General features: G+C 27.3%; 14 protein-coding genes and 1 other annotated feature (1 of these 15 only partly in view). Of the genes, 12 read left to right on the top strand and 2 right to left on the bottom strand.

Annotated elements, in window-relative coordinates:
- Positions 1-515 precede the first annotated feature (515 nt).
- The 9 genes from CRIB_RS02115 to CRIB_RS02155 all read left to right on the top strand — a co-directional run bounded on the left by CRIB_RS02115 (position 516) and on the right by CRIB_RS02155 (position 9,008).
- Positions 516-2,360, top strand: coding sequence for a TIGR03960 family B12-binding radical SAM protein (locus CRIB_RS02115; protein ID WP_180702909.1), 1,845 nt, complete (start codon positions 516-518; stop codon positions 2,358-2,360).
- 2 nt (positions 2,361-2,362) lie between these two features.
- Positions 2,363-3,058 (top strand): TIGR03936 family radical SAM-associated protein, encoded by a 696-nt coding sequence (locus CRIB_RS02120; protein WP_180702910.1) that lies wholly within the window; start codon positions 2,363-2,365, stop codon positions 3,056-3,058.
- A 72-nt stretch (positions 3,059-3,130) separates the two neighbouring features.
- Positions 3,131-4,534: an Rne/Rng family ribonuclease gene (locus CRIB_RS02125; protein ID WP_180702911.1), complete on the top strand. Its 1,404-nt coding sequence runs from the start codon at positions 3,131-3,133 to the stop codon at positions 4,532-4,534.
- Between the two features lie 118 nt (positions 4,535-4,652).
- Positions 4,653-4,964 (top strand): 50S ribosomal protein L21, encoded by a 312-nt coding sequence (rplU, locus tag CRIB_RS02130; RefSeq protein ID WP_071121259.1) that lies wholly within the window; start codon positions 4,653-4,655, stop codon positions 4,962-4,964.
- A gap of 13 nt (positions 4,965-4,977) precedes the next feature.
- On the top strand, positions 4,978-5,295 hold the full coding sequence (locus CRIB_RS02135) for a ribosomal-processing cysteine protease Prp (RefSeq protein ID WP_180702912.1): 318 nt from the start codon (positions 4,978-4,980) through the stop codon (positions 5,293-5,295).
- A 13-nt stretch (positions 5,296-5,308) separates the two neighbouring features.
- On the top strand, positions 5,309-5,599 hold the full coding sequence (gene rpmA / locus CRIB_RS02140) for a 50S ribosomal protein L27 (protein WP_071121257.1): 291 nt from the start codon (positions 5,309-5,311) through the stop codon (positions 5,597-5,599).
- A gap of 117 nt (positions 5,600-5,716) precedes the next feature.
- The gene (obgE, locus tag CRIB_RS02145; RefSeq protein ID WP_180702913.1) at positions 5,717-6,994 is read left to right on the top strand and encodes a GTPase ObgE; all 1,278 of its coding nucleotides are present in this window, start codon (positions 5,717-5,719) and stop codon (positions 6,992-6,994) included.
- A gap of 18 nt (positions 6,995-7,012) precedes the next feature.
- Entirely contained in the window at positions 7,013-7,381 is a 369-nt protein-coding gene (locus tag CRIB_RS02150) for a YhbY family RNA-binding protein (RefSeq protein WP_180702914.1), read from the top strand.
- Positions 7,382-7,673: 292 nt separating this feature from the next.
- Positions 7,674-9,008 (top strand): CoA-disulfide reductase, encoded by a 1,335-nt coding sequence (locus tag CRIB_RS02155; protein WP_180702915.1) that lies wholly within the window; start codon positions 7,674-7,676, stop codon positions 9,006-9,008.
- Between the two features lie 78 nt (positions 9,009-9,086).
- Here the strand turns inward: CRIB_RS02155 and CRIB_RS02160 are convergent, their stop codons facing one another.
- Together CRIB_RS02160 and recX are read right to left on the bottom strand one after the other, a co-directional pair.
- Entirely contained in the window at positions 9,087-10,004 is a 918-nt protein-coding gene (locus CRIB_RS02160; protein WP_180702916.1) for a ribonuclease Z, read from the bottom strand.
- Between the two features lie 112 nt (positions 10,005-10,116).
- Complete coding sequence (recX, locus tag CRIB_RS02165; RefSeq protein WP_180702917.1) at positions 10,117-10,755, bottom strand: recombination regulator RecX; 639 nt, start codon at positions 10,753-10,755, stop codon at positions 10,117-10,119.
- Between the two features lie 118 nt (positions 10,756-10,873).
- Here recX and nadD point away from each other — a divergent pair, with 118 nt between their 5' ends.
- The 3 genes from nadD to rsfS all read left to right on the top strand — a co-directional run bounded on the left by nadD (position 10,874) and on the right by rsfS (position 12,605).
- The gene (gene nadD, locus CRIB_RS02170) at positions 10,874-11,560 is read left to right on the top strand and encodes a nicotinate-nucleotide adenylyltransferase (protein ID WP_180702918.1); all 687 of its coding nucleotides are present in this window, start codon (positions 10,874-10,876) and stop codon (positions 11,558-11,560) included.
- Between the two features lie 3 nt (positions 11,561-11,563).
- Positions 11,564-12,136 carry a bis(5'-nucleosyl)-tetraphosphatase (symmetrical) YqeK gene (gene yqeK, locus CRIB_RS02175; protein ID WP_180702919.1) on the top strand — a complete coding sequence of 191 codons (573 nt, stop codon included), beginning with the start codon at positions 11,564-11,566 and terminating at the stop codon, positions 12,134-12,136.
- A gap of 118 nt (positions 12,137-12,254) precedes the next feature.
- Complete coding sequence (gene rsfS / locus CRIB_RS02180) at positions 12,255-12,605, top strand: ribosome silencing factor (protein WP_071121250.1); 351 nt, start codon at positions 12,255-12,257, stop codon at positions 12,603-12,605.
- 27 nt (positions 12,606-12,632) lie between these two features.
- Positions 12,633-12,643 (top strand) — a binding site (T-box leader); it runs 183 nt beyond the window's last position.

Below are 12,643 nucleotides of genomic sequence, written 5' to 3' on the forward strand. Positions count from 1 at the left end.
ACCCATTTAATATAATTTAAAACAAAATAATACTTAAGTAATGTGTTTTATAGTTAAAATCATATGTATAAGTAAAAAGTTTAATTTATATATAAAAGAGATTATTCCTTTATAAATTTTAACAAAATATTAATATTTTTATTCTCTAATTTTGGAGACAATTTTTAATATTACGTTTATTCTTTATACTCATTAGTATAATTTTGTTATAGACTTCATCAACTACTATAAAAATGGTAGTAAATAATCTTTTTAAATTTTATGATAAATGGATATAATATTTATTAAGTTTTGATATCTAGCAAGGATTCATTAGATAAATAGTTATAAATTTAAATTAATAAATTGTTAAATTTTTAATTATAAAAAATTAATTAGGACAATTAGTTAGTTGAATATAAAAATAAAATTGAAAAATTATATTGAAATAAATAAAGTTTTGATACATAATATCATATCGTGTATAATAATATTTATGTTTTAAAATAATACGATTATCGGAGGTTTTAAGATACATGAATAAGGTAGACTTAAAGAAAATTTTAAAGAAGGTTGAAAAGCCTGCTAGGTATCTTGGAAATGAAATAAATTCTATACATAAGGATACATCAGATGAAAATTTAATAAGATATGCTCAATGTTTTCCAGACTTATATGAAGTTGGTATGAGTCACTTAGGAAGTCATATACTATATGATGTAATCAATAGAGAGGAAAAAATATTCTGCGAGAGAGTATTTGCACCTGCTATTGATATGGAAAATATGATGAGAGAAAAAAATATTCCTTTATTTGCTTTAGAGTCGAGAGAACCTATAACTAATTTTGATGTTATAGCATTCTCGCTTCAATATGAACTTTCATATACAAATATATTAAATATGCTAGATTTAGCAAATGTACCTATACTTAGAACGGAAAGAAAATTAGATGATCCATTTATATTGGTTGGAGGGCCATGTGCATATAATGTAGAGCCTATGGCTGATTTTGTTGATATAGTTGTATTAGGTGAAGGTGAAGAAGTAAATGTAGAAATACTAAATGCTTATAAAAAATGGAAGAAAAATAAAACGACTAGAGAAGATTTCTTATATCAAATATCTTCAATAGAAGGTGTTTATATACCTAGCTTCTATGATGTTACTTACAATGACGATAATACAGTTAAAGAAGTTGTACCAAATAGAGAAAATATACCGTCTAAACCTCATAAGAGAATAATAAAAGATGTTGAAAATGTACCGTATCCAGAAAAATTAATAGTTCCATTTATAGATACAGTTCATAACAGAGTTGTACTTGAGTTATTTAGAGGATGTACAAGAGGATGTAGATTCTGTCAAGCTGGTATGATATATAGACCGATAAGAGAAAAAAGTGTAGATAGATTAAAAGAGATAGTAGACAAGTTAGTAAAGAGTACAGGTTATGATGAGATATCTTTATCATCATTAAGTACTAGTGATTATTCTAAGTTATCAGAGTTAACTGATTACTTAGTTGATGAGTATACATCTAATAATATCGGAATATCATTACCATCTCTTAGACTAGATAACTTCTCTATGGAAATCGCAGAAAAAATACAACAAGTAAGAAAATCAGGATTAACTTTTGCACCTGAAGCTGGAACACAAAGACTTAGAGATGTTATAAATAAAGGTGTAAGTGAACAAGATTTACAAAATGCAACTAAAAAAGCATTTGAAATGGGATGGAATAGTGTAAAGCTATACTTCATGATTGGTTTACCAACAGAAACTTATGACGATTTAGATGGAATTGCGAAACTTGCATATGATGTAATTGATACTTACAGAGAAGTTCATAATGGTAAGTTAAAAAAGAGTTTTGGAGTTACAGTAAGTACATCAACATTTGTACCTAAACCATTTACACCATTCCAATGGCATGGACAAGATACAACTGAAGAAGTTGTTGAAAAACAAAGACATTTAATTAAAAAATTAAAAAATAAAGATATAAAATATAACTATCATGATTCTAAAACTAGTTTAATGGAAGCAGTAATAGCTAGAGGAGATAGAAGAATAGGTAAAGTTATATATGACGCATTTAAAGCAGGAGCTAAATTTGATGGATGGTCAGAGTACTTCAATTTAGATACTTGGAAAGAAGCTATGGAAAAGAATAATCTTTCAATAGATTTTTATGCAAATAGAGAAAGAAGTTATGATGAAGTATTCCCATGGGATCATATAGATGTAGGAGTTAGCAAGAAATTCTTAGTAAGAGAAAATGAAAAAGCTAAAAATGACACAGTTACTCCAGATTGTAGACATAAATGTAATGCATGTGGTATAAATGCACATGATATAGGAAGGGGGATGTGTTAGTTATGAAAATAATAAGAACGAAATTTAATAAAGAAGGAGATATGATTTATATATCTCATCTAGATTTACAACAATTACTACAAAGAGCATTTAGAAGAGCTGAAATAGCCTTAGTTCATTCGCAAGGATTTAACCCGCATCCTAAGATAAGTTACGGAAATGCTTTAGCTCTTGGGACGGAAAGTCAAGGAGAATATGTTGATGTTGAAATAGAAGAAGACTTAAGTATAGAAGAATATTTAAACAGAATGAATGCACAATTACCAGAAGGTATAAAATTCATAAAAGCTGAAGAAATAGATAAGCAAGAGCCATCTTTAGCTTCTGTTATAGAGTATGGTGAATATATATTTACAATAGAAACAGAAAAGACTTTAACTAAAGAATTTGTAAAAAGTAAAATATTAGAGTTTATGTCTCAAGATGAAATAATAATAACTAAAAAGAATAAAAAAGGAAAAATTGTAGAATCTGATATAAGACCTATGATTAGAAATTTTGACTTATTAGATATACAAGATGATGTATTAACGCTAGAGGCAACAATAGCTACTGGTTCTAAGGCTAATTTAAATACTAATATATTTATACCTAAAATATTAGATTTATTAGAGCTAGAGATGGATCCTTTAGATGTAGATATATTAAGAAGAGATTTATATAAATTACAGGATGGTCAATTAGTATCTCCTATGTAAAAAAAGGTGGTTTAAGCCACCTTTTTTTAATTATAATAAGATATATAAAAGCAGTAATTTAAGGAGAAATAAATGAAAAAGATCATAGTAGAATGTTTAGTTTCATCTCATAAAACAGCAATATTAGAAGATGATAAATTAATAGAATTATTAATAGAAGATAATAAAAATTCTAAAAAGGTATCAAATATATATAGGGGTATAGTAAAAAAAGTAATTCCAGGTATACAGGCATGTTTTGTAGACGTGGGATTTGAAAAGTTAGCGTATTTGCAATTAGATAAAGATAGCAATATAAAAGCTGGCCAAGATATATTAGTGCAAGTAAATAAAGAGGAAGTAGGAACTAAAGGAGCTAAATTAAATACTGAGATAAGTTTAGCCGGTAGATATTTAGTTTATATTCCTACTAATGATAGAATTACAATATCTAATAAGATATCTGATGAAAAAGAAAGGTTTAGATTAAAAAAAATTGCTAAAAGTGCAAGCGAAGGTGCTAAGGGTCTGATAATAAGGACAGAAGCTGTAGGTTGTACAAAAGAAGACTTAGAAGCAGATATAAATGAGTTAAAGGAAAGATATAAAGAGATACTTAAAGAATATAAATTGGGAATAGGACCAAAACTTCTATATAAAGAATTAGATTTTTCATCTAAGTATATAAAGGATAATGTAAATGAGGATATTGAGAAGATAGTTACAAATGATAAATGTAAGTATGATGAATTAAAAAATATACTAAAATCTATAAAAAGAGAGTATATAGAAAAATTGGAGCTAGAAGAAAATAAAGATATATTTGATTTATATAGAGTAGAAAATCAAATTGAAAAAGCTCTAAATAAAAAGGTATGGCTTAAAAGTGGAGGATATTTAATAATAGATAAAACTGAGGCACTTACTGTAATAGATGTTAATACAGGTAGATTTACTGGAAATTTAAAACTTGAGGAAACAGTGTACCAAACTAATATAGAGGCAGCAATTGAAGTTTGTCGCCAACTTAAATTAAGAGATATAGGTGGAATAGTAATAGTTGATTTTATAGATATGCACAAAGTAAAGTATAAGCAAGAAATAATAAATATATTAAATGAAGAATTTAAAAAAGATAAAAGAAAAACCGAAGTATTAGGAATGACAAGGTTAGGACTAGTGGAGATTACAAGGCGAAGAGAGAGAGATTCTATAGATAAATACTATTTAGAAGAATGTTATATTTGCGAAGGTAAAGGGGCAATAAAATCTATAAGTTTTACTTTAGATAATATAGAAAAAGAGATAATAAGAATTAGTACCCATACATCATATAAAGATGTAACTATAGAATTGAATAGTAGAAATTTAGAACTTATAAAAATGAATTTTATGTATATAATAGAAAATATATCTAAAAAATATGAAATTAAAATAAGATTATGTGAAAATAATAAAATAAATTATGAAAAAATAAATATAATTTATAATAGTTAGTTGACATATGACAAATGTTATAGTAATATTAATAACTGTAATGCCGCACAGAAAAGGTTGAAAACTTCTTAAGTGAAGTACCTATATGGCGAGTTTTGAGACCGAGGAGGTGTATTTAATGTACGCTATAGTTAAAACAGGTGGAAAGCAATATAAAGTTGCTGAAGGTGATGTATTATTCGTTGAAAAGTTAGAAGGTAATGCAGGTGATGTAGTTACTTTAAACGAAGTATTAGCTTGTACTAAAGATGGTGAGTTAGTAGTTGGAGCTCCTACAGTAGAAGGTGCTTCTGTTCAAGCGAAAGTTGTTGAACAAGGTAAAGCTAAGAAAGTTATAGTTTTCAAGTATAAAGCTAAGAAAGACTACAGAAGAAAGCAAGGACATCGTCAACCATACACTAAGATAGTTATCGAAAAGATAAACGCTTAATAATGGTTAAGTAATGATAAAAGTTAAATATTATTACGATGATGACTTTTCAATAAAAGGCTTTTGTCTAAAAGGTCATGCAGATTTCGCTGAAATAGGATATGACATAGTATGTTCTGCGGTTACATCTAATGCAATTGCAGTTATAAACTCATTAGACAAGCTTGCAAAAGTTGAATTTGAGACAGTTATAGGTAAAGAAGGCCATATAGAATGTATCGTAAAAGATGAATATCTAGAGGATTCTAAATTACTACTAAATCATTTTCAATTAGCTATTGAAGAAATTAAAAGGGAATATCCCAAAAATATAAAAATCTTAAAAAAGTAGGGGGTGACTCCATATGTTAAACATGAACTTACAGTTACTTGCATCTAAGAAAGGGGTAGGGTCTTCTAAAAACGGTAGAGATTCTATATCTAAGAGATTAGGTGTTAAGAGATTTGACGGACAAGTAGTAACTGCTGGTAGTATAATAGTAAGACAAAGAGGTACTAAGATACATCCAGGAACTAACGTAGGTAAAGGTGGAGATGATACTTTATTTGCATTAGTTGACGGTGCTGTTAAATTCGAAAGAAAAGATAAGAAAAGAAAAAAAGTTAGTGTATACCCAGTATCAATAGCTGAGTAATACTAAATAAAAGGAGTGTTGATACACTCCTTTTTCTTGTAAATAGATATTTATAGAATGCTATATATCTGTTTTGGAAAAAATAAATAAAAAAGTTTAACCAAGTAGGTGATTAATTTGTTTATAGATAAAGCTAGAATTTTTGTAAAGTCAGGAAATGGCGGAAATGGTGCGGTATCATTTAGAAGAGAGAAATATGTTCCAGCTGGTGGTCCAGATGGAGGAGATGGCGGAAATGGAGCTAGCGTAATATTTGAAGTTGATTTAGGTTTAAGAACATTAATGGATTTCAAATATCAAAGAAAATATATAGCAGAACATGGCGAAGATGGTAGCAAAAAAAGAAAAGCAGGAAGAAATGGAGAAGATTTAATTCTTAAAGTTCCTCCTGGAACAATAATAAGAGATGAGGCTACAGGACTTGTTATAGCAGATTTAAAAGAAGAAGGAGATAGAGCTGTAGTTGCGAGAGGTGGTAGAGGTGGAAAAGGAAACCAACACTTTGCTAATGCAGTTAGACAAGCTCCTGCTTTTGCTAGATCAGGTAGTGATGGTGTTGAAAAATGGGTAGTGTTAGAACTTAAAATGATAGCTGATGTTGGTCTTTTAGGATTCCCTAACGTAGGTAAGTCAACATTTTTATCTGTAGTAACTAAAGCTAAACCAAAGATAGCTAACTACCACTTTACGACTCTAACTCCGAACTTAGGTGTTGTTCAAACGAAATTTGGAGAGAGTTTTGTTTTAGCTGATATACCAGGTCTTATAGAGGGTGCTGCAGAAGGTGTAGGTTTAGGACATGACTTCTTAAGACATGTTGAAAGAACTAAAGTTTTAATACATATAGTTGATATATCAGGTTTAGAAGGTAGAGATGCCTTAGAAGATTTTGATAAAATTAATGATGAATTAAAACTATATAATGAAAAATTATCAACAAGACCACAAGTTGTAGTTGCTAATAAGATGGATATACTAGAAGATGAAAGTGTATTTGATGAATTTAAAAATGAATTAGAAAAAAGAGGATACAAAGTATTTAAAATGTCTGCAGCAACACGTCAAGGTGTAGATGATGTAATAGCTTATGTATCTGAATTATTAAGAGAAGCTGAAGAAATAGAGTTAGTTTCAGAAGAAGAAATGTTTAGACCTGAACTTGATGAACAACAAGATGAAGGTTTACAAATAGATATAGAAGATGGAGTATATGTTGTAACTGGTAAATCTTTAAGAAGAATTATGTATTCTGTTAACTTTGATGATATGGAATCTCTTCAATATTTCCAAAAAGCCATGGAAAGTCAAGGTGTATTCGATAGATTAAGAGAAATGGGAATAGAAGATGGAGATACAGTTAGAATTTACGAAATAGAATTTGAATTCTATAATTAATATATATGAGGTGACATAATGTTAAAAGGTAAGCAAAGAGCGTATTTAAGATCAATAGCAAATACTTTAAAGCCTTCAACTCAAATAGGTAAAGATGGAGTTACTGAAAGCTTTTTAGAACAATTAGATGATATGTTAAGAAAAAGAGAGATAGTTAAAGTAACAATACTTGAAACAGCAGGTCTTGAAACTAAAGAAACTGCTAATGCTATATGTGAAGCTTTAAGAGCTGAGTTTGTTCAAGCTATAGGGTCTAAGTTTACTTTATACAAAAGAAATACAGAAAATCCACAAATAGTATTCCCAGGACATGAACAAGCTAAGGCTAAAGTAAAGGCTGAGAATGTTACTAAAAAAGGAAAAGCTACAAAAAGATCGGTTAGATAATGTTTTAAGCATCTGTAAATATACAGATGCTTTTTTATGTTTAAAGAGATAATATAAAATTAATAATTATAAATTTAAATCATTTATAATATATTAGATAAATAAATTATTATTTAATTATTTAAAAAGTGTGTATATTATATAAATAATAACTATTTATTAATTATATAGAATAATGCAAAAATAAACTAATAAGTTATAGATTTTATAAAATAAAAGTGTTAATATAATAACGAGTTTATAGATAAAAATACTTTTAGAAATAATGTGTTTTTTAGGGAGGAGAATTATAATGAGAGTAATTATAGTAGGTGCAGTTGCAGCAGGAATGAGCGCAGCAGCTAAGTTAAAAAGAATGCAACCTAAATATGATGTTGTAGTATATGAAAAAACAGATGTAGTATCATTTGGTGCATGTGGACTTCCATATTTTGTTGGAGGATTCTTTGATGATGCTAGCAATATGATAGCAAGAAGCCCAGAAAAATTTAGAGAGACAGGAATAAATTTAAATGTATTTCATGAAGTGGTTAAGGTTGATACAAAGGCTAAAAAGATTACAGTAAGAAATTTAGAAACGAACACTGAGTTTGAAGATTCTTATGATAAATTAATGATAGCAACAGGAGCAAGTAGTATAATACCTCCTATAAAAAATGTTAAGTTAGATAATGTTTCAACATTAAAGACTATGGAAGATGGAATAAAAGTAAAAGAATTATTAAATAAAGAAGAAAATCAAAAAATAGCTATAATAGGTGCAGGATTTATAGGACTTGAAGCTGTTGAAGCTGCTAAGCATTTAGGTAAAGAAGTAAGAGTATTCCAATCAGATGGAAGAGTTCTTGCACAAGTATTTGATAAAGAAATAACTGATGTATTAGAAGAAGAAATAAAAAAACATAATGTAGATTTAAGATTAGAAGAACTTGTATCTGAATTAGTTGGAGAAACAAAGGTAGAAAAGATTATAACAAACAAAGGCGAATATGAAGCTGATGTAGTTATTATAGCAACAGGAGTAAGACCAAATACTGCATTTTTAAAAGATACATCTATAGAAATGTTACCAAATGGAGCTATAATAGTTGATGAATTTGGTAGAACTTCAGTAGAAGATATATATGCAGCTGGAGATTGTGCTACTATACAAAATATAGTGACAGGTAAAGATTCATATGTACCTCTTGCTACAGGAGCTAATAAATTAGGAAGAATAGTTGGTGAAAACTTAGCAGGAGCAAATAACTCATTTCAAGGGTCATTAGGTTCAAGTTGTATAAAAGTTATGGATATGGAAGCAGCTTCAACTGGTATGACTGAATCACAAGCTCAAAACTTAGGAATAAACTATAAGGCTAAATTTATATCAGATTTTAATCAAACAAACTACTATCCAGGTAGAGATAAAATATATGTAAAGCTTGTTTACGATGCTGAGACTAAGATTATATTAGGTGGACAAGTTGCTGGATTTAAAGATTCAGTTCAAAGATGTAATGTAATAGCAGCAGCTATATTTGGTAAATTAACAACGAATCAATTAGGAATGTTAGATTTATGTTATGCGCCACCATTTGCTAGAACATGGGATGTATTGAATGTATCTGGAAATGTATGTAAATAGTTAATATTAAATATTAACTAAAATAAAAAGGATGTAGCTTACTTTTATAAAAATTAAGCTACATCCTTTTTTATATAATTAATTTTCAAAATTTAAATTAACACTATATCTATCTTTTCCAACTATAGTATTTTCAAATACATCAGTAGCGTTTTTTATATATAGATTAGGATCTTCTAGAGAAGGACTAAAGTGAGTTAAAAGTAATGCTTTAACATTACCAAGTCTTGCCAAATTGGCAGCCTCTCTAAATGTCATATGCTTATTTTTAACAGCTTTAGATATATCTAAATCATCTCCATACATAGCTTCACATATAAATAGGTCACTATTATTTATAAATTTAGGAATTGAGAAGATTGGTCTTGTATCTGTAATAAAACTAATTTTTACTCCTTTTCGATTATCACCTAAAACCATATCTGGAGAATACTCAATATTTTCAAAAATTATATTTTTTCCACTTTGAAGTTTTTGCCATAATAATTTAGGAACATTGTTTTGAATAGCTTTTTCTATATTAAACTTAGGTGTTCTCTTAAAGTATAAGCTATATCCTAGGCATTCACTTGAATGATCTAGCTCTAAAGTAGAAATTTCTATATCTTTTAATATATCGTTAACTAAAGAGAATGTGCCCTTAGGATTCTCAACAACGATTATTTTATATGGTAAGTATTCTATTAAAGTTTTCATCGCATTTATTATTTCACAAATACCCTTAGGCCCAACTATAGTTAAATCATCAACTCTAGAGCTGTTTCCTATAGTAGATAAAAGTCCCATAAGACCGTAAAAATGATCACCATGAAGATGAGTTATACATATTAGATCTATGTTTTTAAACCCACAATTTTTCATTCTCATAGAGACTTGAGTACCTTCACCACAATCAATAAGTATTTTTCTACCCTTATAATTTATAAATAATGAAGATAAGAATCTATTAGGCATTGGCATATTGCCTCCACAACCTAGCAAAACTAAATCTATCATAAAAATACTCCTTTTATTTAAGACTATCTTGTTTGTAAAGTTTAGTTACATTATATATACCAAGTAAAAAACTTAAGATACCCACAACTAGTTTCATTTATTACCTCCCTACTTAATATTCATATTCATCAAAATTTAAAATTTTATTTAAAACAGATTTTATAGTATCATAACTAAATCCTTTATAAGCGAGATGTTGAGAAAGTTTTTGATATACTTTTCTTTTGTCTTCGTTTTTTATTCTATCATAACGCTTTTTAGCTAGATACATGGCATTTTCAAATTCAACATTAGAATCAATATTAGATATAGCATGAGATATATCTTCAGAATCTATTCCTTTATGGTAAAGATTTTGTTTTATTTTATTTTTACCACATTTATTTAAGTTAATATTAGTATTTACTATTTTTTGAGCTAATAATTTATCATCAATAAATTTATTATTTCTTAAGAAATCTAATACTTTTTCAATAGTACTTTCTTCAAAATCAGAAGAGAGTTTTTCTTTTATTTTTTTCTCTGATTGATCAGCTTTAGATAATATATTTAAGGCTTTATTTTTAGCTTTAATATACATATCATCATCGAGTAGAGATTTTAAATTTTCTTTATTTATCTCCATACCTTTTTTTAAATTAAATGTATAAACAAGCTCAGTAAATACAGACATAAAAAATTCATCATTAATATAAATATTTACTCTATCCGTATTTTTCTTTTGTGCTTCTATTTTTGTAATTATAGCCATTATATTTCTCCTTAATTATACATAATAATATGATTATACACTAAAAACCAATTTATTATATTTAATAAATAAAAAATAATGATACAATAATAATATAATTTAACAAAGGAGATAAACTATGGGAATTGATAATATAGTTGATGAGTCTTTTATAATTAATCAAAAGAAGTTAAAGAAATTCGGAGATAAATGTAATAATGTAAAGATAGGTATAATGGGTGGAACCTTTGACCCCATACATTATGCGCATTTGGCTACGGCTGAATTTATAAGAGATAATTATAAATTAGATAAAATATTATTTATACCATCAGGAAATCCACCTCATAAAAAAGGAAATATAACTAATAAAAATGATAGGTATAATATGGTGTTATTATCTACTATTAATAATGATGATTTTATAGTTTCTGATATAGAAATAAAAAGAGAAAAAAGTACTTATACAATAGATACATTAAAAGATTTAAAACAAAAATATAAAAATATAGAGATATATTTTATAACTGGATCAGATGCTATATGCGACATAGAAACTTGGAAGGATGTTGAGGGGAATTTTAAACTAGCAAACTTTATAGCAGCAACAAGACCAGGAATAAGTCTATTAAAAGCTAATGAAAAAATAAAAGACCTAAAAGATAAGTATGATGCAAATATAGAAAGTGTGTATGTGCCATCTTTAGATATATCATCAACATATATAAGAGAACAATTAAATAAACATAAAACAATTAGATATTTAGTACCTGAATTAGTACAAGAATATATATACAACAAGAAATTATATAGTAGTGGAGAGTAATATATGAATTTAGAATTAATTAATAATAAGATAAAAGAAATGTTACCAGAAAAAAGATACAGACATTCATTAAATGTGGCAAATTGTGCAGTAAAGTTAAGTGAAATTTATGGATGTGATAAAGAAAAAGCTTATATAGCGGCAATAGCACATGACTGTGCGAAGTATTTAAACAAAGAAGAGGTAAAGCATTATGTAGATAAATATAAAATAGTTCTAGATGAATTAGAAAAAGATAATTTAGCTTTATCTCATAGTTTGATAGGGTCATATATAGCAAAATATGAATTTGGAATAAATGATAAAGATATAATAAATGCAATAAAGTATCATACTACAGGTAAAGAAGATATGAATTTAATAGAAAAAATAATATATATTGCAGATTTAATAGAGGAAGATAGAGATTTTCCTGGAGTAGAAGTATTGAGAGATTTAGTTTATAATAAACAATTAGATAAAGCTTTACTTATTTCGTTTAATAATACGATAAAACTTGTAATAGATAACAATCAGTTAATACATAATAGAACAGTAAATGCAAGAAACTACCTTATAAAAAATAAAATTTTATAAATTTATAACATAAAAATAAATTTAATATATTATAACATAAAAATACAATGGTTTATTTACATATTATTTATGGTATAATAATTAAATGTGTTTATAATCATGAAAGGAAGGAAATAATATGACAGTCGAAAATATTACAAAAGTTATATATGATGCAATAGATGATAAACTAGGGAAAGATATAGCAATATTAAACATAGGAGCTGTATCTAGCTTATGTGATTACTTTGTAATAGCTACAGCATCTTCTCAAAGACAAGTAAAAGCTATAGCTGATAATGTAGAAGATGAATTAACTAAGCTTGGTATAGAAGCCAGAGGTAAAGAAGGATATGATAGCCAAGTTTGGGTTTTACTTGATTACGGTGATGTTATGGTTCATATATTTAATGAAGAAAATAGAGATTTCTATAACTTAGAAAAACTATGGAAAGATGCTCCATATGTTGATGTTGACAACTTAGCTTAATGATGTTAACATTATAATTAAAATTTTAAATTATTAAA

The sequence above is a fragment of the Romboutsia ilealis genome (assembly GCF_900015215.1).
Taxonomy (GTDB): Bacteria; Bacillota; Clostridia; order Peptostreptococcales; family Peptostreptococcaceae; genus Romboutsia; species Romboutsia ilealis.